Raw genomic sequence first — 21,552 nt, forward strand, 5'->3', positions numbered from 1 at the left:
TTTAATATTCAAAATTTACAAAGGTCTAGTTCTTGTCAGCACCATAAACTGGTTAGGTTCGCCAACAATATAGATATTACCCTCAGCATCGGTAGTAACCCCTTCCGGCTGAGCCATTTTTGGCCAAAGACGATATGGGCCAGTGCCTAATCTGATTCGGGATTTTTCCTGCCCTGCCAAATCAATTACATGCAGGCTGTTTGAGTCATCACTTAACACCAGTAATCTTTCATCCAGCCCCTGCAACAAGGTCAGACCCGAGAAATCACCCACCTCCAGACGCAGATTTTTCATTACATCAAACTGATTGGTCTGTGTATCGTTTTCCAGTGCGAAATGCATGATCCGGGCAGGCTTCTCTTGCACAAAAAACACGCCATGCTGTGATGAAAAGGCAATCCCCTCAATGCCTTTATTCGCTTTTTCAGGAGGAAGCAGGGCGAGGGTTTTTACATCAGAATAGTGAACTTCTGTCGTGGTGTCGTGTATGTCAACAAAACTAATGGTTTGCTGCCGCTCTTCGCTGACAATAAATCGATCGCCACCAACATAATCAATACTTTCAGTATCAGAAAAACCTATTAAATCAATTTTTCTCAGTAGTTGACCATTTTTACTGATGACAACGATCTGCTCAGGATTATTAACAATTCCATACAGATGTCCAGAATCAGGATGATAAGTTATGCCGGATAAATTATCTTCTATACCATCAATCGTCAGCGTCTTGCTTAACAGATAGTGATTAAGATCCCATACTTCAGTGGTTTTAGTTGTGGCAGAACTGACTGTATTGAACCAAAGACAGCCACTTAAAATCGTGCTGAGCAATAATACAATAAGTAGTAATCTCGACCGGGTTTTATCCGAGAAAAGAGCCATGCGTTTATCCTTCAACTTGGTTAATCTACCAATACCAGACATTGATATGACGTTAAGAAGAACGATAATCCTTGAGGCTTAACTCAAACTGAAAAATAGCGTTGAATCAGAATTATTTTTAGGGCTTATTCATCGACATCATCCATATCGGCTTGCCCTGATAAGCGACGCCGTATGTGCGACCATGACATTCCCACTGCGAGAACAGCAGCGATAAGAAATAAAATGATATAGGTAAAAGCGGCATGATGACGGAGTTCCAGAATACCTAAATCAAATAACCACCAGATAATAATGGCAAAAAAGGCAAAAGCGAGGATCAGACCAAATCCCCCTAATGATCGGAATGTTGCTCTGAGATAAACCGTCCAGCCAATCAGAATAATAACGGTAGCCATGGCAAATGGAGGCGTGATGTTCATACCAGCGTTGCCAAACAGAGCATCATTAGCCCAATGATAATAACTGTAACCACTCGGGTTATAACTGATAAAGACCAGCAAAACAGCAAACAGCAAACGTAATAAAAAGCCTTTACTATTAAAACGTTGTGCCATGACCGTCTCCTAAATTATTTATTGGGCTAACGAATCTCAAACTGGGTAAATTCGCCGGTTGCTGTTAGTTTTTCCAGACTGATATCAGTGATCTGCGCAAAATTCGGTCCTTGCCAGGCCCACTCAAGTAACTGCTCCAGTTGAGCAGGTTCACCTTCGGCCACCATCTCAACCTGTCCACTGCGCAGGTTACGCACCCAGCCTGTTACGCCTATTTTCTGCGCTGCGATTTGCGCCGACATACGGTAGCCGACACCTTGCACGCGACCTTCAATTAAAAAGTGGTACCGTGCTATTTCCATCTGATAATAAATAAGCCAATCTTATCTTTTAATTTCATAGATTTATTTTTCCGATGATTGATAATGCCGTGCTTAGAAATTGCTTTAAAAAATATAACGATATTATACTCAACCGCCTATTTATTTCCTCACCTCTGGAAACGTCAGCAGCACTAAGAGAATCTCATCGAAACAAGGTAACTCTTCTAAAACCATGTTTTCGTTTGACTTATCATTGGAGCTGAGTGAGAAAAGTACATGTTAGAACCATAGCCTAACACTGTTGAATCCCCTAATGAGTTTAGTGTAAGCAGAATATCGCCAATTTTTAATTTTTGAATGGTTTTGCTTTCTGGCACAAAGCAATAGCTAATTTTCATTTATGGTGTATTGATGTAAGGTAACATTTCCTGTAATTCTTTTAACTCTTTTTTGTGCTCATATAAATCGTCAAGCTCTGAGTCTAACTGTTTAATCTGTGCTTGTAGATGTTCTAAATATTCTGCCTTTGACATTTTGTAACGACCATCTTTCAGAAAGGCGTTCAGGTGTGTTTTTAATTCACCAATGGTGTTAATGAATGCACCATTTTCTTTTTCGGCAGGGTTGTGGTCATTAACAAGCAAGATTATGTCATTGAGTGAAACAGGTATTTTGATGGTTTCGTATTGGCCATCGGCTATTTTTTTTGAGACTGATTTTTGGTTTTTGGGATCGTACACAACGGGTATGATTTTATTGATTCTTGCACCATATAATTCAGCATAGCCTGGTTTCTGTGCCTCTTTGTTACCAATCATGGCTTGTTTAGCAAACTCGTAGACATTGTTAATGTGCTTTGTGGTTTCTTTGTCCGGCCAGTCTTTGTTCATGGCATCAACAATAATCGCGATATGAATACCGCCTTTGTTCTTTTTAAGATGCTCTACGTACATTCTCGAAAAAGCCTTGTAATCGAGCGGTTTTTTTAGCATCGGTATTGAAAGGAACTGTCCTTCGCGAGCCTTTGCTTTGATGACTTCAGGGGCAACTTCAAATGTTAGGCCTGTTGACTCTGGCGATTTATTTTCGTGTGATGTCGTATGCTTTTTAGCTACGCCAGATTGCCCCCAACTGAGTATGATGACTGTCATCAGCAAATAAATTATTTTGACTGATTGTTTCATGCGAATACGCCTCTATATTAGGTGGGCTATCTATATTTATTCAGCTGTTGTTCTCAACGAAGTGATGTTAATCCGAACTTGCTAAGCGCGACTGCAATATTTCAATCGCAATTGAATAGCGCTTAGAAAGTGACTTTGTTTTTTCTGGGGGCGGGGCTTTAAGTCGTTCTGGATCTGTGTTGTCGAGCAGGTCACACAGTTTGACTTGGATTGCACCTAAAGGTCCTGTTAATGCTAGCTGTTCAATACGTTGCTTATAGGATAGCCCATCATCTGGTCGTTTTGTCACTGCATCCACGATCTGAATAGTGCTCTCTGAATAACCTCGCTCCCGTAAATCCTGAGAAGTGATACCACAGTCCTCCATCACATCATGTAGCAGGGCTGCGTGACGCACATCTTCGGCTGCATCTGGAAACAGTTTTTGTAATCGCATATGTACGCGTAAAGGATGTTGTACATAAGGCTTTCCAGCTTTATCTGTTTGTTTGGCATGGAGCTTGATAATCCATGTTTTTGTATTATGAATTGATCGCTCAATCTGCCATGACGCCCATTGTTCATCGCTGACATTGTCGTCATCGAAAATATCGTAAACTCCCAAGTTGTAAACTTGATTAACTAAATTTGCATGCAACTCATCGTCAACATTAGGAAGGTCCTTACCTTCTGTTTCTTTAATACAGTGTGTAATCAGGAAAAGCTGATCTCTATAGATATCCTCAAGCGGCGGTGGCCCCCAGACATGATCCATTATTTCACTTAATGATTGGAGCTTTTCAAGACGCTGCTCTTCCGGCCCAGGAATGCAATATAGTAATTCGGTGTTTCGATAATTGTTAGCACAGTATCGAACAATTGTTTTTATTGTATTCCATTCATGGATAGACGCATCAATGGTTGCAAATGCAAACTCTGTTCGAGTGATGGTAATCATGAATATGTTATGGATTCGATAAAACCATCATTTCATTTTTTGCTCTTTCTGCTTCATATGGTCTTGATAGCCTTCTTTAAACTTTTTATCACCTTCTAAGAATTTATCCAAAGCCGTTTCCTCAAAAGCATTCGCCTGTTCTCTGTATTGCTGATACTCATCAATGTATGTTTTGGCTTTTTCTAAGCTGGCATTAGTGTCTGATGGGTCGTTATATATTGATTTGGCATTATTTACTGACGAGCGTGCCTTTTTATTCTGAATCAGAGCGTATTTAAAGTTGGCTATCGCATCCTCATTCAAGTTGAGTGCTTCAAAAAATTTAGGGTTTGCTGTTTTAGCAAAGAAAAGTTTGTAGTCATCACGGCGTTGTAATGCATTTTGTAGAAGCTTTTCGAGTTTTTGAGTAGCACTATTAACTATGTTCGCAAGCTTTTCTGCACCGGTTATCAATAACCTATCATCCTTATCGGCATGTTGGTCTTGTTCAAATGCATACGAACCTTTATTCGTATCACTCCAATTTCTATAGGCTATATCTTTAATCAGACTTACATTACCTTGATCATCTATTTGGAAACCTAATTTGTCAGGGTTAATGCGCTCATCAGCAATGCCACCTCGTTTAGGCCTAAACCTAAAATCTATGACCTGTTTGTGATACTTGGCTGCATGAGGAAACTTCGGACAAATCTTCTTGATCTCAGGAATGATGGTTTGCTGTAAGTAATTAGCGGGGTTTGAGGTTAAAACTGACTTTCTAATCGCTTTGTTTTCGTACTCAACTACCACTCTGACATAGGGGTGAGAGCACCATTGACTGCCCGATGAGTAGAAAGAAGAAAGGGTTCTAAACCCTTCGGCTTCATCCAGAGTGAACTCATTCAAATCGTTATAGTATGGGTGATTTTTTTCCTGAGCCATCACCTGACCACAACACATCAAAATAGCTGAAAACACGAAGACTAGAGGAGATGACCAGTTGTGCTTCATAAAAAATCCCTTTTTTACTCTGGTTAATGAGTTGTATCAAGTTTAAGTCTATATTTTCATTGTAATAGTAATAAAGTAATGTGTAAATTTTCATGAAATCAGAAGGTTGCAATTAACTGGGTGCCGCATAGATGCAAAAGTGTTTGAGTGCTGATGATACTTGCCAATACTCTTCATTTTTTATTCATCGTAATGTCTCTGGAATTCAAAAATGTTAAATTTTAAAAGCAAATGGGCTTTATGCTATTTTCTTGATTCATAATTAAGAGGGGGATGGTGACTAACTCATTTTGTCAGCATCCATATTTAGTAAATAAAACACGCATATCAAATGGATTCGAGAGCCCTAGGCCCTCTTATTTTGTTAAAAGTTCGAAGGAAACTAGATGTTGAAACTGTTTTTGTCAGTTATGTTTTTTTCTTTATGTACGCTAGGTGTAGCCAATGGTAGCGATATTCGTAAACAAAACCTTGGGAATGTAGAAGGTGTGTTGGGCACAGCACATGGACATTTAAAGGATGGCCAAGTCTACTTCCAGACTGACGAAAATTTATACAGGATGTTTCTTGCAGCTTATACTAATTCGGGTGGCTTTAATTCTGACATGCCCTTGCAAGTGAATCTGACAGGGGTGAATAGTTCTTTATGTCCTACCTATTTTCTGGACAAGAACTATTCATATGATGAGATGAAGCAGTTTGCTCAAAAGTATTCTGGATCAAAGGTCAGGTTGATTGATGTTCACCAAGTCTATTTAAAGAATAAACGTTTGCAATGTACATTTACTGAGTTTGAAATGTTGGCAACGCGGCAGGAGTTGGCCGAGAAGCGCGAGAAAAAAGAACAAAAAGTCGTTCAGGAAAGAGAAAGCTTCAATTTTGAAGGCGATTTAGAGGTGCAAGTGCCTTATGTCACACTTAAATTAGACGGCGTATTAACGCCCAGGGTGACGGATGGCGGCATAACAACAGAACAGTTACATCAGTATTGCGGTAATGCCATTTCATACACGCGTTTGATGAAAAGAGAGAAGTTGCTTGAGATTAGACAGGATCTAAAACAATCTGGCGGTAAGGCAAAATTGAATAAGTTAAAAATTGTTGGTCGGGAATGCACGGTGGAAGAGGTTGTTCCTATATTTTAGTCTAAAGATAATTGCTCAGCCATCAGCCATCAGCCATCAGCCATCAGCCATCAGCCATCAGCCATCAGCCATCAGCCATCAGCCATCAGCCATCAGCCATCAGCCATCAGTCATCAGTCATCAGCCACTGGCCAACCCTAAGAAAATCTGATTTACAAACAATCATCTAAACTCACAAGGAAAAGAGTTCATGGCATTAACCTGCTTTACCACCAAAACAAAACAGGTCAGATATGCCAAGCGAATTCAATCTATTGTGAGTAACTTCTTAAAAGGTGTCATGCTCACCCATGAATCTGTTGTTCTGGCTCTAACATGCTAGCAGATGCATTACGGAATAACAGGGCGTAACAAAATTGTCATGCGGTGCCTTTGAAAGGAATTCTGACGGGTTCTTTCGTTCGTAAACTTTCCTTATGTCAGTCATAAATTTTTACTGTATAAGGTATAGAACCTTTGACAGGTTTGGGGAAGGGGGCATCAACAAAGAAAGATTATTCTCTGTCTTGAGCCTCTTTCACATCATTGTCCAAACTAAACACAAGCTGTGTTTTATATTGTTTGGCAATCTGACGGTCTTTTTCTGAAACGTTTTCCATGGATTTCAGCATTTCGATAACACCTTCGATCTGCACTTTCGATTCTTTCGGCATCATCCCCAACATCGTGGGAGAGAATTTATTTTCGAATTCCTGACGTTGCTCAATAAGCGCAGCAGTGCTTCTGTGATCATTACTAGCATAAAGCGCTAACATAAGTCGATCGCCCAGCTTTGCCCATTCTTCCGCATTTGAAAACGGCATATACTCTTCTTTATTTTCAAAGGCAGCAACAATGTCATTCATACGTGCATAGTAATCCGGGTGATCTGCTTTCAGTTCTTCCAGATTTTTCACGTAAGAGGGCGCGCCTTTATCGACTATGTTTAAGGGGCGGAATTTAAAAAATGAGTCCAGACCATTTTCCTTCATTTCCTCGGCTAACGGCAATAGGTCGGTTCTGGCTTGGAGCCAGTTCTCCGCATCCTGCTCACTCAGAGCATCCGCATAGGCAAGGGTAAAAGAACTTAGCAATAAGAACGTGCATAAAAATATTCTAAGATTGTGCATCACTAGGACCTTTATTTACTTAGCGTTATCGTCTCAATAATTTTATGATTTGTCGGGGCTTCCGGTTTGTTTCTCACTGCACGAAACATGACGTTGAACTTATATGTGCAATCTTTTTTATCGTGTGGTTCGCCGTATATGACATTAATTGTAAGTGCGCTGCCGTATTTACAGCCAACTCTGACGCCCTCTGATGTTGAGTCCTTACAATATTCATTAATGCGGGATTCGATCAAGTCTTTATATGTCCAGCCTTCCCAGCTTCTGTTTTCATCATGTGCCTTAAGCGTTGAAGGACCGTCAGTGTAATATTCGTATGCGAAGCTTATTGGCTTTCCCGTATTATCAAATGTCAGTCTCGCCAGTTTATCGCCGATCTTGTGCAGAGAACCCTGAACATTGGTGGCATAACTCAGCATTTGCTTTTTTCTGTCGGCACAAGGCACTTTTGATCTTTGTTTACAGGTAATGTCGTGTAGCCCCATTTGCTGCAGCGTATTCGTAATGTCGCCAACGCTTTGATCAAGTGAAATCCCTTCTATCTTTTTAGAACACTGCGGATTGGCGGCAAATGCGCTGAACGAAAATGTAGTGGTAGTTATAAAGGCAATTGTAAATGCTGCAAGATTTAGGGAAAATAATTTTGACATGTTGGACTCCTCTATTAAATCTCTATTTAGGAAGTATTACGAAGTATAACTTCCCTTTTCACTGAAAAACTAGCCTGAACATCCTTTGGCAACCCGGCCATGTCCCAGTTAAATCCCGCCAATCACATCCGGTTCGGTCGGAAAATCTGCGAGATTCGCCGTATTTCGGACCATGCACCGAATGTCACAACATTCTTAACACGCTTCTTGTCGCCCGCCTTTTCCTTGGCTGGTGATTTCCCGGCCGCGATCATCTTCTTGCTTCGCTACCGTGCTTACGCCTATAGTCAACGTCTCGTGTCGAACGCTAATCGAGTAGTTTTAGTGAAGGTGATACCTCCCGCTGGTGTCACCGCTACATAGAGCCCGTCACGGTCGTTCACCATGTAGAGTTTGACCTGGTGGTGGGGGGGGGATACCATGATCTTTCATAGCATGTTTTTCTGATACTTCTTATGTTTTATCAAGGATTTGACGATTTTTAATACTATGAATGCATTGAATTAGATGGCATGGTATTTTGTCGTAGCCTTGATCAAGAGGGCGACGACAGCATGATTTATACCATTAAAAAATTTGCTTGGCGGTGCCTGCCAGTGCCAGACATGTAACTATTCCCACTCGATCGTAGCAGGTGGTTTGCCGGAGATATCGTAGACTACTCGTGAGATACCATTGATTTCATTAATAATCCGACGTGACACCAGATCCAGAAATTCATAAGGCAGGTGTGCCCAGCGAGCGGTCATAAAATCGATGGTTTCGACTGCGCGCAATGCAACTACATAGTCATAGCGACGACCATCGCCCATTACACCAACTGATTTAACGGGTAAAAATACCGCAAACGCCTGGCTGGTTTTATCATACAAATCATGAGCGCGCAGTTCTTCGATAAAGATGTTATCGGCCTTGCGCAATAAGTCGGCATATTCTTTTTTAACTTCGCCCAGGATACGTACGCCAAGGCCCGGGCCCGGGAATGGATGGCGATACACCATATCGCTTGGCAAGCCTAACTCGACGCCCAGTTTACGTACTTCATCTTTAAACAATTCGCGTAAAGGCTCAATTAATTTGAGTTTCATGTGCTCAGGTAACCCGCCGACATTGTGATGAGTTTTAATCACATGGGCTTTACCGGTTTTAGAAGCAGCAGATTCGATTACATCAGGATAAATGGTGCCTTGAGCCAGCCATTGCACATTTGTCAGTTTGGAAGCTTCTTCATCAAATACTTTAACAAACTCACGACCAATGATTTTACGTTTGGCTTCCGGATCATTTTCACCGGCCAATGCAGAGAGAAACCGATCTTCAGCATCGACGCGAATCACTCTGATGCCCATATGTTTGGCAAACATCGCCATGACCTGATCACCTTCGTTTTCACGCAGCAGGCCATTATTTACAAACACACAAATCAGCTGATCGCCAATTGCACGATGCAGTAAAGCTGCCACTACTGAAGAATCAACTCCACCTGATAAACCCAGCAATACTTCATCTTTGCCAACTTGCTGGCGGATGGTTTCAATGCTGTCTTCAATAATATTGGCGGAGGTCCATAAGGTTTCACAGCCACAGATTTCGCTGATAAAACGCGAAATCATCCGTTGCCCCTGAGTGGTGTGGGTGACTTCAGGATGGAACTGCACACCGTAGAACTGTCGTTCTTCATCTGCCATACCGGCAATAGGCGCACTGTCGGTGCTGGCAATGATTTTAAATCCATCAGGCAACTGGCTGACCCGATCACCATGACTCATCCATACATCCAGCATGCCAAAGCCTTCCGGGGTTGTATGGTCTTCAATATCTTTTAAAAACGCAGAATGGCCATGAGCACGAATTTTAGCGTAGCCAAATTCCCGGTGGGATGACGACTCGACCTGACCACCCAACTGAGTAGCCATTGTTTGCATGCCGTAGCAGATGCCCAGCACTGGGACATTCATCTCAAATACACAGAGTGGTGCAACAGGTGCCGCTTCACCAATCGTTGAATCAGGGCCACCGGAAAGAATGATACCTTTTGGAGCAAATTCACGAATTTCTGCTTCGCTGATATCCGGGTTGCGTAATTCGCAATACACACCGGCTTCGCGTACTCGGCGGGCAATAAGCTGGGTGTATTGTGACCCGAAATCAAGAATTAGAATGCGATGGTCGTGAATATGGCTGCTCATGAATCTCTCTTACAGTCAGATAAAAAATACCGGCTTCCAGAGAGAGCCGGTATTTAAAAATTAATTAACCCGGTAATTCGGTGCTTCTTTGGTAATGGTCACGTCATGAACATGGCTTTCATTCATTCCGGCAGACGTCACACGGACAAACTCCGGCTTGGTACGCATTTCTTCGATAGTGCGGCTACCGGTATAGCCCATGGAAGCACGAACGCCGCCCATTAACTGGTGAATCAGCGGGCTGAGGCTGCCTTTGAATGGCACACGACCTTCAATGCCTTCAGGAACCAGTTTGTCGGCTTCACTGGATTCCTGAAAATAGCGATCGCTGGAGCCTTGTTTTTGCTGCATTGCGCCCATTGAACCCATGCCACGATAGGATTTGTAGGCCCGGCCCTGGAATAGTTCAACTTCACCTGGTGCTTCTTCCGTACCGGCAAACATACCACCCACCATGATGACATGGGCGCCAGCCACGATGGCTTTGGCAATATCGCCCGAATAACGGACGCCACCATCAGCGATTAATGGCACACCGGTTCCAGCCAACGCTGCCGCGACATTACTGATAGCACTTATTTGCGGTACACCGACACCGGCGACAATACGTGTGGTACAGATTGAGCCCGGACCGATACCCACTTTCACAGCATCTGCGCCGGCTTCAACCAATGCTTTGGCTGCAGCGGCTGTGGCGATATTGCCACCAATGACCTGTACTTGTGGATAATGTTGTTTAATCCAGCGGACCTGATCCAGTACCCCTTGAGAATGACCATGTGCGGTATCCACAACAATCACATCGACACCGGCGGCGACCAGTGCAGCCACCCGGGCTTCACTTTCTGAACCAATACCCACTGCTGCACCAACGCGTAACCGTTCCTGTGCATCTTTAGACGCCAGCGGATTATCAGTTTGTTTTTGAATATCTTTGACTGTAATCATGCCTTGCAGATGAAATTTATCATCAACCACCAGCACTTTTTCAATACGGTTGGAATGCAGCAGATGCAGAACCTCTTCACGACTGGCATCTTCACCGACAGTGACCAGTTTATCTTTGCCGGTCATGATGGATGAGACCGGATTGTCGAAATGAGTTTCAAAACGTAAGTCACGGCTGGTGACAATTCCCACCAAATCGTCGCCATCGACAACGGGTACACCGGAAATATTATGAGAGCGGGTCAATGCGACAACATCACCAATAGAGGTGGTCGGGCTGACGGTAATCGGGTCGCGAACCACTCCGCTTTCAAATTTTTTCACTTTACGAACTTCGTCTGCCTGTTGTTCGATAGTCATGTTTTTGTGCAAAACACCCAGACCACCTTCCTGCGCCATGGCAATTGCCAGACGACTTTCAGTGACGGTATCCATGGCAGAAGATAGCAGTGGAATATTAATGGTGATATCTCGTGTCAGTTGAGTTGACAGACTGACATCACGCGGCAGAACATTTGAATAGGCGGGGACTAATAGAACGTCATCAAATGTCAGGGCTTCTTGCGCAATTCTCATGAGGCGGGTTCCCGAATTTACTGTAATATGATCGATAAATTATATCAGGAACTTAGTGGTTTATGGCATCACTTATGACATCGGATTCGCAAGTAAAACTCGCTGCCCGTGCTGTCAAGGATGTATATCCGGTTTCGCGATTGGTCAGAGAAGTCCGGCTGATGCTGGATGGTTCGTTTCCGCTTTTGTGGGTGGAAGGGGAAATCTCCAATTTGGCAATGCCGGCGTCAGGGCACATTTATTTCACGTTAAAAGACTCGGCTGCGCAAGTACGCTGTGCAATGTTTCGTGGACGCAATCAACAATTACGTTTTACGCCGGAAAATGGCATGCAGGTTTTACTGCGCGTCAAAGTCACACTTTATGAAGGGCGTGGCGAATTTCAGCTGGTTGTTGAACATATGGAAGAAGCGGGTAGCGGGGCATTGCAACGCGCTTATGAAGCATTAAAAGCCAGACTTGGGCAGGAAGGTTTATTCGATACCGCTCATAAAAAACCGTTACCGGCGTTACCGCAAACCATCGGTATTGTGTCATCACCGGATGGTGCGGCAGTACATGATATTTTGCATGTATTGAAACGTCGTTTCCCGGCGATCAAAGTGATTCTTTATCCTGTTGCTGTACAAGGTGAAACAGCGCCCCGGCAGATTGCTAACGCTATTCAAACTGCCGATCAGCGACAGGAGTGTGATTTGCTGATAGTAGGGCGGGGAGGTGGTTCTCTGGAAGATCTGTGGAGCTTCAATGATGAATTAGTCGCCAGAGCGTTGTTTGCCTGTCAGATTCCGACCATCAGCGCCGTAGGTCATGAAATTGATTATACCATCGCTGATTTTGTTGCCGATGTCAGGGCTCCAACGCCTTCGGCGGCTGCTGAACTGGCCGTACCTGAAGCGCGTCAATTAGCCTTAAATCTTCGCGGTCTGTTGCAAAATCTGGGCAGTCGTATTCAACAAAAACTGGCTAACGAACAGCGACATATTCGGTATTTGTCTCAACGTTTGCCACGTCCGCAGCAACAACTCAAACTCCAGCAGCAACAGTTAAAACGTTTGCAAACCCAACTGGATTACAGTATCCAACGGCAGTTACAAGGCAAACAGCAGCAACTGGATTATCTGTCAGTAAGACTGCCGCATCCCCAGCTGCGAATCAGCTGGCGTCAGACTCGATTGCAGGACTTAACACAGCGGTTTGAAAAAGCCTTTTCGGTGCAACAGCAGCAATTCAGATTGCAAAGCCAGAACCTGAATGATCGCTTAAAGCGATTGTTACCGGCCTCCCGATTGAAGCAACAGCAGCAGCTTGTTGAAGCACTTTCTTCACAATTAAACCGTTTGGTCAGACAACAGATCACCGATCATAAAAAACAGCTGGCCCAGTTAAGGCGCACCTTATCAGTGGTTAGTCCACTCAATACACTGGAGCGCGGTTACAGCATCACCAGTGATGCACAAACCGGGAATGTTATTTACCGCTCTGATGAAGTAACAATCGGGCAATCCCTGCAAATTCGTTTATTTGAAGGTCAATTGGACTGCGAAGTGCGTCGTAAGAAATGAGGTTCAGATTTAGCTATTGGCTGATTCTATTAGTCTGCTCTCCTGTTTTGGCCTTACCACAACACTTTCCGGTACCAGGTGGTATCGTCATTTTACCTTTGGAAATCGAGGGAAATGTAGCACCTGAAGTTACCTATCAAAAACAACAGGTGCTGGTGGTAAAACAGGATTCACAATGGCAGGCCGTGGTTGGCATTCCGCTGTCAGCCGATCCGGGTAATCACAAAATTCTGGTGGAAAATCAGGGTGCGTTAAGCAGCTTTATCTTTGAGGTCAAAGATAAAGCCTATCCTACTCAACGGATAAATGTTCCTGACGATCGTAAGGTCAATCCCTATGCGGAAGATATGGATCGCATTGAAGCCGAAACAACCAAAATAAATAAAGCCTTACGTCATTGGCGCAGCAACGACAGTGTGCCGTTTAATTTTGTCTGGCCCATTGAAGGCCGGGTCAGCGGTCTATTTGGTCGTCGTCGTGTATTTAATGGCGAAGAGCGTAATCCACATAGCGGAATTGATATTGCAGCAGCAACCGGTACTGAAATTATGGCACCGGCTAACGGTATAGTAACGGATACCGGCGATTACTTTTTCAATGGCAATACGGTAATGATTGACCATGGTCAGGGGCTGGTGACCATGTTTTGCCATCTGGATAGGATTGATGTCAAAGCAGGGCAAAACATTCAGCAGGGCGAGATTATCGGCACTGTTGGCGCCACTGGCCGTGTTACCGGTCCACACCTGCATATGGGGGTGAGTTTGAATAATGCCCGTGTTGAGCCATTATTATTTTTTCCAGAGCGGGAAGGTTATCCTTCAGTTGAATGAACTTCTGGCTTACTGTATTGATTTAATAATTCCGTCAGCAGAATAAAATTAACCGGTTTGGTGAGATAGGCGGTAAACAGGCCTTCTGCCTGCTGCAAATCATAAGGCATGGCGGCAGCGGTAACCGCGATCACCGGAATGTGGCGGAATGTCGGATTAGCCATGATCTGCTCGGTAGCCTGTAAACCGCTGATACCGGGAAGATTAATATCCATCAGTATCACGGCTGGCATGTTACTTTCCAGCCAGTCCAGTCCTGCCTCAGCTGTTTTGCAGATATGCAACGTGTATTGTGGCAGACGATCAAAAAATGCTTCCATCAATTTGATATTGGCCGGGTTATCTTCGATATGCAGAATGAGCGTCGAAGCCGAGGAGTTAAATGGATTTTCGGCTTTAACCGGTGCAGTCTGCTGATGCACTTCATCATTCTGGTTATTCCCGTCTGTTATGGGTAACTCCACCCAGAATCGAGTGCCTTGATTTTCGGTGCTTTCAAAACCAATATGGCCATCCATGGCTTTTATCAGTCTCTTGGTCACAATCAATCCGACCCCGGTCCCTTCAATACCTGAGTTTTCCTGACCCAGACGATCAAATGCTGTAAACAGATAGGCCTGCTTATCCTGAGGAATTCCAATGCCGGTATCCTGAATAGTGAGGCGTAACCTATTGGTGGAATGAATTATTTCTCCTTTGACAATGACTTCACCCTCAGGATGGTTATATTTAATGGCATTACTGATCAGATTAATCAGTGCCTGCTTTAGCTTGGTTAAATCTGCGAGCACTAACTGGTGGGGTATTTCATCAGTGTGAATTGTTACCCGATATCGGTCGGCCAGATTTTGCAGCATGGGTAAGCAGTGCTTTATGGCAATAGTGACGTCTACCGGCTCAATCGAAACTTCTACAGAACCTGTTTCAATTTTCGCCAGTTCCAACACGTCATTGATAAGCTTAAGCAAATGTTCACCACTGTGAATGATTAACTTCAAGCTATCTTGCTGGGTGTCGGTGAGGGGGGCTTGTTTATCACTTTGCAGTAATTGGGCAAAACCTAGAATCGCATTCAAGGGAGTACGTAATTCATGGCTCATTGCCGACAGGAATTCCGATTTTGCCTGATTGGCTTTTTCAGCTTCTTCCTTGGCAGCGATTAAAGCTAAATGTTCTGCTTTTTGTAAGGAAATATCACGGGCAATGCCGGTAAAGAAATAGCGACCTTCCCATTTAAAGGCACTCAAGGTCAATTCAATAGGAATGATTTGTCCGCTTTTGTGTAACGCTTCCAATTCAACAGGTTGACCGATAATGGTGGGTTGCTCAGTGCTCAGAAACCGTGCCATGCCATGTTCATGATGTTCGCGATGTTGGACCGGCATAAGTTGAGTAATGTTTTGACCGATAATTTCTTCTGGCTGATAACCAAATAATTGCACTGAAGCGGCATTAAAATTTTGAATAATGCCGGTTTCATCAATGGTAATTACCCCTTCAAGCGTGTGATTAAGGAGTGTTTGTAAACGTTCACTTTCACGTTTGGCTTGCTCTTCCAGAACTTTACCTTTTTGCAGTTCTGTTTCCAATGCTGTCGTTTGTAGTGCAATTTTGTGACTCAGTAATTTCGCATGATGATGTTTAATGAAATAACCAATTATGGTAACCACTGCCAAAGCACCAAGCGAAAAGATTAGCCATTTCAACCAAATTGATACATCAGGCGCTGGGTCATAGAGAAAACCATCCAATTGCTGATTTTCATTTATCAAGCCTAATTGCTGATAGTGATCAGAAATTTTCTGCCAGCGTTCTAACGTCATATGGCCAAGAGAGACGGTAGGATATAAACTCAGGTCACTGAGCTTTTCTGCTTCAAATTCAAGATGTGGACGAGTTTTATGTTGTGTGTTGTACTCCTTTAGAATCAGATCAATCATTTCATACGGATGTTCCAGAGCATATTGCCAACCACGCAAGGTTGCCTTGCGAAATGCTTCTACAGTTCCGGGTTGACGTTTTAAATACTGTTCGGAGGTAAAGATGATATCGCTGTAAAAGTTAATGTTGTATTCATGGGGTGACAATGTCCGATAATCCACGCCGTGACTTATCATCTCGAAGGGTTCATTGGAAATATACGCGGTCAGCGCATCTACTTTGCCGTCAATTAAATTATCAATATCTTCAGGCGAGGGATCGACAATATTGAGCTGTGAGGGATGTATCTGAAACCGTAACAGCATTGCGGATAAGTCATCAGCGTAAGACTGACGAGTGACCGTTTTACCGACAAAATCAGTAGGGTGTGTTATGGATGAGTCGGCTCTGACCAACCAGGTATAGGGACTGCTTTGAAAAATCGCCGCGAGGGCGACAAAGGGGCGACCTTTAAGTCTTTCTACCACCAATCCAGCACCGGAAATTCCAAATTCAACATTGCCGTTTTCTACTTCATTGAAAGGTGCTTTTTGCCCCGTCAGAATAGTTACTGCAAGTCCGGCATCTTGATAATAACCTTGTTGTTTTGCTGCGTAGATACCAGCAAATTGAAATTGATGCTGCCAATGAAGTTTGATTGAGACAGGGAGCAGGTTTTGACTTGCCTGATCCGCGATAGCTGAGCTAGTGAGTAAAAACAGGACAAGCGCAATCAATCTACACATAAAAAGTACTCAAACAGAGTTCAATTTATAGTACTCCATTGATCTGCAGAATTACCAGAAACGTAGTGTGGAAATTATGAGGGCTTGTTTATCTTTCATCTCCACCACTGCTGGCGGCTATTTTTGTGTCCGACAAGACGGAAAGCACGCAGTGTAGCCATCCTACATAATTGATTGACAAGTGAGTCTGGAGCGCATTTGAACAGCTTAGCTGGCCGCGTTGCTCGTCGCTTATTAGAACAACTACAAAAACGCCGGGAGCGTTTTTGAGCGCAAGCCCCAATGGGGTGAGATACATGGATGTATCTCACAAAAGGCGCTCCTCGTGCCTTGATTGACGCTTTTTCAGCTCACAACAGAGGCGGAGATGAAAGATCAACAAGTCCTAGTGAATTCATAAGCGAAAGTCCCGTCCAAGATAAACGCTAAGAACACGCTTATCCTGAAGGATATCGTCGGGGCTGCCCTTGGCAATGACTTCGCCTTCATTAAAAATATAAGCGCGCCCACAGACGCTCAGTGTCTCACGCACATTATGGTCTGTGATTAAAATACCAATACCTCTCGCAGCCAGCGCTTTGATAATACCCTGTATATCCAGAACGGAAATCGGATCAACACCGGCAAACGGTTCATCCAGCAGGATAAATTTTGGATCCATGGCTAAAGCACGGGCAATTTCCACCCGGCGCCTTTCACCGCCTGATAAAGCCATACCCATTGATTTTCGGATATGACCAATGTGGAATTCTTCCAATAACCTTTCCAGCAATTGCTGTTTTGCAATAAGGCTGAGGTTTTTTCGGGTTTCGATAATGGCGTATAGATTGTCTTCAACAGATAATTTACGAAAAACAGAAGCTTCTTGAGGCAGGTAGCCTATACCCAATTGGGCGCGGGTATGAATGGGCTCATGGGTAAGTTCCTGTTGATTAAGAAAAATACTGCCATGATCAACCGGGATCAATCCGACAATCATATAAAAACTGGTGGTTTTCCCGGCGCCATTGGGACCAAGCAAGCCAACAATTTCACCACTGTTTACTTCAAGGGAGATATTTTTAACAACCTGTCGATCACCAAATTGCTTGGCAAGCGACATTGCAGAAAGTTGACTCATTTAATTTCCGTGGTTATTCAGGATTCATCTTCAAATAGCGTGCGCTAACCCAACCAATAATAGCTTTATCGCCAATCATACCTCTGACTTGTACCCATTCCGGCTGACGGGTCAGCACGATTACTTCGGTGTTTTCGACAAAAGCACCAAGGCGTTCATATTGCGTACCTGGGCCGGTTCTGACATTCAGTGTGGTTTGAGTCACTGCGGTGGGATAGCTCAAATCGGATTGCTGTTCGGGCGCTTCAGTTGATGGCGGAGGTGTTTCAACCTCTGGTTTTGCAGATGTACGGTTCTTTTTTTCGCGTTGTTCGGGCGGCTGGATGGTGATGTGGACGCGGCCACTGGACTGTTGCTGTCCATCAACTTCGACCGGTCTTGAATTGGCAATAACAATATTTCTGTCGATATCGTATTCGATATGATTACCACGGAATTCATCACCTGACTGCCAGACATAGCCCTGGCCGACCAGAAAGATACGTTGTTTGCTGGCATGGTATTCCATCTGCAAGGCTTTCGCTTTGACCGGTTTATCACCTTCTTTATGAACTTGTTCATAAGTGGCAAGGTTGCCTTCAGCAATGGCTTTTTCCAGTTCGCGGTTTTCGTCATAAAAAAAAGTAATGACATCACCTTCGATACGTAAAGTGCCCTGTGTCAGTATGGCATCACCTTTATATTGGGTGACGCCAGTCTCATCATCGAGCTGCGCATGATCTGCTTCAATATTTATCGGTTGCTCGCGATCACTCGGTAAGGCGAGGGCAATTGATGGGATGATTGTGATTCCCCAAAGCAGATTAATTAACAGGTGGCGCATTGTATTGTCCTCGCACCCTGGAGTGCAGATTAATAGTTTCTTCTTGTAACGCGGCATGAAATCCCACTGAATGAGTATTGCCATGTGGTGATTTCATGGTCACCGGCTGATCGGTATAGGCCGTGTTATTAACAGTATCCAGATTCAGAACTTCAGTTAATAACTGTATTTCCGGTCGATCTTTATTGGTAATAATAACATTGCCGGTCAGAAGAATGTTCTCACCTTCACCCTGAGTTTCGGCATGATCCGACTCAATGATCCAATCATTATTTTCCGGTGAGATAAACAGGGTGTTCGGAGTGAAAATTTCGGTACGATCATTCTCCGGATAGTGATATAGCGTTTCTCCAGTAATCACCCGTGAAGGTTTGCCATTGATATCCATGACGGTCATTTTGAAATCCGTCATCCCAAAATCAATACTGTATTGCACCAAAGATTCTGTTTTAGCTGCTTCGGGCTTGTTTAGTAACAGCCACAAGCTGATCCCTGCAACCAGCAACAAAGCGAGCTTGAGAGAGTTGGGTAAATTAAAAATGGCGTTCAATTTGGTCCTGCAGGGTTCCCTGTCCTTCCATGATTAATTCACATACATCACGGGCAGCACCTCTGCCACCCATGGACGGAGTGATCCAATGTGCATGTTTTTTCACTACAGCATCAGCATCCTGAACAGCAATCGCTAAACCGACTCTGCTCATGATAGACAAATCCACCCAATCATCACCCACATAAGCACATTGCTCCGGCTTCAATTTAAGGGTTTTTAACAGCTCTTCAAAGGCTGGAAGTTTTACTTTTTGTCCCTGGTAAACCAGGTTAACTCCAAGGCTTTGCATACGATGTTCAACTACTCTGGAAGTACGTCCAGTGATAATAGCAATATTGACACCGGTGTATTGCAGCAGTTTCATGCCATGTCCATCACGAGAGTTGAAGGCTTTATACTCCTCACCATCATCACCAATGATGATACTGCCATCAGTCAACACACCATCAACATCAAAAATCACCAGCTTAATTTGTTTGGCACGAGCCGTTATATCTTGCATTGTTTATCCTGAAAATCAGACTACGCCAGCACGCAATAAATCGTGCATATTCAAAGCACCAATTAATTTATGGTTGTTATCGGTAATTAACAAACCATTGATTTTGTATTGTTGCATCATTTGCAATGCTTCTGCGGCCAGCATCTCTGCCTGGCCTGTTTTACAATGTTGAGTCATATGATCTTTAAGAGTGGCTGTCAGAATATTCACTTCCTGTGCCAGGACTCGACGCAAATCACCATCGGTGAAGATCCCCACCAGCTTGTCATCATTATCCACCACGGCTGTCATGCCCAGGCTTTTGTCAGACATTTCAATCAGTGCCTCACGCAGTAATGCCTGTTCATTCACTTTAGGGATCGCTGCGCCGGTATGCATGATGTCGCTAACACGTAATAATAATCGACGACCAAGATTGCCGCCCGGATGAGATAAGGCAAAATCTTCAGCAGTAAAGCCTCGGGTTTCTAATAACGCAATGGCCAGTGCATCACCCATTATCAGTGCGACGGTGGTACTGGATGTCGGGGCTAATCCCAATGGGCAGGCTTCTTTTTTAACACTGACGTTGATAGTCGCGTCAGCGCATAACGAAAGTGTTGAATCCATCCGACCACTCATTGTGATTAATGGCACACCAAGTCGTTTAATCAATGGCAATATGGTCAGAATCTCCGCAGTTTCACCCGAGTTGGATAAAGCCAGAACAACATCTTTGTCGGTGATCATGCCCAAATCACCATGACTGGCTTCACCGGGATGAACAAAAAATGCCGGGCTGCCGGTGCTGGCCAGCGTCGCCGCGATTTTACTGCCGATATGACCGGATTTTCCCATGCCAATCACCACAATACGACCCTGACACTGCAGCAGATAATCACAGGCACGAACAAAATCATCATCAACTCTATCGCGAAGCAAAGTCACAGACTCCAGCTCGGTATCGATGACTGCCAGAGCAAGCTTTTTTAATTTATCCGAATCTATTTTCATATACCGTTATGCACACCTTGATAGGCCAGCAAACTTATATAGCCGGCATAAATCAGCAGTAATAATAAACCAACCGGACGTCCCAAACGGCCTTTTAAACAAAACCGTGCAAACAGATAAAGCACGATTGTCAGACCTATCATAAAGCTAAAATCACGGGTTAGCAGTAGTGAATCCACTTTTGATGGGTAAATCAGACCCGGCATGGCAAGAACCGCAAGCAAATTAAAGATATTTGAACCGAGAATATTGCCAACCGCAATATCATGTTCATTTTTCAAAGCAGAAGAAATACAGGCAGCTAACTCCGGCAAGCTGGTGCCAATAGCAACGACGGTTAAACCAATCACCAAATCACTAATGCCCAACAATTGTGCGACACCGGTTGCCCCCCAGATTAAGAGTTTGGCTCCCCCCAGTAAGGCAATTAATCCAGTCAAAAAAAGGATGATGGATTTTTTCAGTGAGCGTTTTGGCTGCTGATATTCCTGGGTAAATTCAATCTTCAGCGGATCGTCCTGAGCACTTTTAACGGCCAGCCAGGCCATACCACCTAGCGTCAATATAAACCCTGTAAACAGAACCAGGCCATCAATCCGATTCAGTTCCATATCCCACAGTAATAACAGCAGGGAGAGAAACATGATGAAGACCAATACCGGAAATTCTCTTCTCAAGGTAATGGAGTGAACCGCTAGGGGAGCGACCAGAATCGTGACGCCCAGAACCAGTCCAACATTGGTGATATTGGATCCAATGGCATTGCCAATACCCAAGGCAGGAGCACCGTCAAATGCGGCGATTGCTGAAACTATCATTTCTGGGGCAGAGGTACCAAAACCGACAATAGTCAACCCCACAATCAAGGGAGCAACGCCCAGATTCGATGCAATGCCTGCCGCACCATCAATAAATTTATCCGCTCCCCAGATCAATAGGGTAAACCCACTGATAATGGCGCTTATAAATAGAAAAGAAGTCATTTAATAACCGATGATGGAACCTTAAAAATAAAAAGAGCCGGACTAAATCCGGCTCTTTTTATTATAACGGTGGAGATATGT

20 protein-coding genes are annotated in these 21,552 nt (G+C 43.9%); 3 read left to right on the plus strand and 17 right to left on the minus strand.

Features of this window, described 5'->3' with window-relative positions:
- Positions 1 to 15 precede the first annotated feature (15 nt).
- From Q7A_RS03680 to Q7A_RS03705, 6 genes are all read right to left on the minus strand, one after another.
- Positions 16 to 882 carry an SdiA-regulated domain-containing protein gene (locus Q7A_RS03680; protein ID WP_014705988.1) on the minus strand — a complete coding sequence of 289 codons (867 nt, stop codon included), beginning with the start codon at positions 880 to 882 and terminating at the stop codon, positions 16 to 18.
- A gap of 125 nt (positions 883 to 1,007) precedes the next feature.
- Positions 1,008 to 1,439: a DUF6524 family protein gene (locus tag Q7A_RS03685; RefSeq protein ID WP_014705989.1), complete on the minus strand. Its 432-nt coding sequence runs from the start codon at positions 1,437 to 1,439 to the stop codon at positions 1,008 to 1,010.
- Positions 1,440 to 1,465: 26 nt separating this feature from the next.
- Positions 1,466 to 1,741, minus strand: coding sequence for an acylphosphatase (locus Q7A_RS03690; RefSeq protein WP_041354326.1), 276 nt, complete (start codon positions 1,739 to 1,741; stop codon positions 1,466 to 1,468).
- Between the two features lie 359 nt (positions 1,742 to 2,100).
- Entirely contained in the window at positions 2,101 to 2,886 is a 786-nt protein-coding gene (locus Q7A_RS03695) for a hypothetical protein (RefSeq protein ID WP_014705991.1), read from the minus strand.
- 67 nt (positions 2,887 to 2,953) lie between these two features.
- On the minus strand, positions 2,954 to 3,823 hold the full coding sequence (locus Q7A_RS03700) for an HD domain-containing protein (protein WP_014705992.1): 870 nt from the start codon (positions 3,821 to 3,823) through the stop codon (positions 2,954 to 2,956).
- A gap of 27 nt (positions 3,824 to 3,850) precedes the next feature.
- On the minus strand, positions 3,851 to 4,816 hold the full coding sequence (locus Q7A_RS03705; RefSeq protein ID WP_014705993.1) for a hypothetical protein: 966 nt from the start codon (positions 4,814 to 4,816) through the stop codon (positions 3,851 to 3,853).
- Between the two features lie 386 nt (positions 4,817 to 5,202).
- Here Q7A_RS03705 and Q7A_RS03710 point away from each other — a divergent pair, with 386 nt between their 5' ends.
- Positions 5,203 to 5,961 (plus strand): hypothetical protein, encoded by a 759-nt coding sequence (locus Q7A_RS03710; protein ID WP_014705994.1) that lies wholly within the window; start codon positions 5,203 to 5,205, stop codon positions 5,959 to 5,961.
- A 494-nt stretch (positions 5,962 to 6,455) separates the two neighbouring features.
- Here the strand turns inward: Q7A_RS03710 and Q7A_RS03715 are convergent, their stop codons facing one another.
- The 4 genes from Q7A_RS03715 to guaB form a co-directional block, all read right to left on the minus strand.
- Positions 6,456 to 7,070, minus strand: coding sequence for a hypothetical protein (locus Q7A_RS03715; RefSeq protein ID WP_041354328.1), 615 nt, complete (start codon positions 7,068 to 7,070; stop codon positions 6,456 to 6,458).
- A gap of 11 nt (positions 7,071 to 7,081) precedes the next feature.
- Complete coding sequence (locus tag Q7A_RS03720; RefSeq protein ID WP_014705998.1) at positions 7,082 to 7,720, minus strand: hypothetical protein; 639 nt, start codon at positions 7,718 to 7,720, stop codon at positions 7,082 to 7,084.
- A 611-nt stretch (positions 7,721 to 8,331) separates the two neighbouring features.
- Positions 8,332 to 9,909: a glutamine-hydrolyzing GMP synthase gene (guaA, locus tag Q7A_RS03730; RefSeq protein WP_014705999.1), complete on the minus strand. Its 1,578-nt coding sequence runs from the start codon at positions 9,907 to 9,909 to the stop codon at positions 8,332 to 8,334.
- 60 nt (positions 9,910 to 9,969) lie between these two features.
- Complete coding sequence (guaB, locus tag Q7A_RS03735; protein WP_014706000.1) at positions 9,970 to 11,433, minus strand: IMP dehydrogenase; 1,464 nt, start codon at positions 11,431 to 11,433, stop codon at positions 9,970 to 9,972.
- A gap of 62 nt (positions 11,434 to 11,495) precedes the next feature.
- On the opposite strand from guaB, the gene xseA reads away from it, so the two are divergent.
- Positions 11,496 to 12,998: an exodeoxyribonuclease VII large subunit gene (gene xseA, locus Q7A_RS03740; RefSeq protein ID WP_014706001.1), complete on the plus strand. Its 1,503-nt coding sequence runs from the start codon at positions 11,496 to 11,498 to the stop codon at positions 12,996 to 12,998.
- Positions 12,995 to 13,831 (plus strand): peptidoglycan DD-metalloendopeptidase family protein, encoded by an 837-nt coding sequence (locus Q7A_RS03745; protein WP_014706002.1) that lies wholly within the window; start codon positions 12,995 to 12,997, stop codon positions 13,829 to 13,831. Before xseA ends, Q7A_RS03745 begins: the two co-directional genes overlap by 4 nt.
- On the opposite strand, the gene Q7A_RS03750 is transcribed toward Q7A_RS03745, so the two are convergent.
- The 7 genes from Q7A_RS03750 to Q7A_RS03780 all read right to left on the minus strand — a co-directional run bounded on the left by Q7A_RS03750 (position 13,813) and on the right by Q7A_RS03780 (position 21,471).
- Positions 13,813 to 16,497, minus strand: coding sequence for an ABC transporter substrate-binding protein (locus Q7A_RS03750; protein ID WP_041354330.1), 2,685 nt, complete (start codon positions 16,495 to 16,497; stop codon positions 13,813 to 13,815). The two genes, Q7A_RS03745 and Q7A_RS03750, sit on opposite strands and share 19 nt — an antisense overlap.
- 394 nt (positions 16,498 to 16,891) lie before the next feature.
- A complete protein-coding gene (lptB, locus tag Q7A_RS03755) occupies positions 16,892 to 17,617 on the minus strand; it encodes an LPS export ABC transporter ATP-binding protein (protein ID WP_014706004.1) in 726 nt (241 codons plus the stop codon).
- 13 nt (positions 17,618 to 17,630) lie between these two features.
- Entirely contained in the window at positions 17,631 to 18,440 is an 810-nt protein-coding gene (gene lptA, locus Q7A_RS03760; RefSeq protein WP_014706005.1) for a lipopolysaccharide transport periplasmic protein LptA, read from the minus strand.
- The gene (lptC, locus tag Q7A_RS03765) at positions 18,421 to 18,990 is read right to left on the minus strand and encodes an LPS export ABC transporter periplasmic protein LptC (RefSeq protein WP_041354332.1); all 570 of its coding nucleotides are present in this window, start codon (positions 18,988 to 18,990) and stop codon (positions 18,421 to 18,423) included. Before lptC ends, lptA begins: the two co-directional genes overlap by 20 nt.
- The gene (gene kdsC, locus Q7A_RS03770; protein WP_014706007.1) at positions 18,974 to 19,495 is read right to left on the minus strand and encodes a 3-deoxy-manno-octulosonate-8-phosphatase KdsC; all 522 of its coding nucleotides are present in this window, start codon (positions 19,493 to 19,495) and stop codon (positions 18,974 to 18,976) included. The genes lptC and kdsC overlap by 17 nt, the downstream gene beginning before the upstream one ends.
- Before the next feature lie 15 nt (positions 19,496 to 19,510).
- Positions 19,511 to 20,488 (minus strand): KpsF/GutQ family sugar-phosphate isomerase, encoded by a 978-nt coding sequence (locus tag Q7A_RS03775; protein ID WP_014706008.1) that lies wholly within the window; start codon positions 20,486 to 20,488, stop codon positions 19,511 to 19,513.
- Positions 20,485 to 21,471 (minus strand): calcium/sodium antiporter, encoded by a 987-nt coding sequence (locus Q7A_RS03780; protein WP_014706009.1) that lies wholly within the window; start codon positions 21,469 to 21,471, stop codon positions 20,485 to 20,487. Before Q7A_RS03780 ends, Q7A_RS03775 begins: the two co-directional genes overlap by 4 nt.
- Between the last annotated feature and the right edge of the window lie 81 nt (positions 21,472 to 21,552).

It is taken from the genome of Methylophaga nitratireducenticrescens (assembly GCF_000260985.4).
GTDB classification, from domain to species: Bacteria; Pseudomonadota; Gammaproteobacteria; order Nitrosococcales; family Methylophagaceae; genus Methylophaga; species Methylophaga nitratireducenticrescens.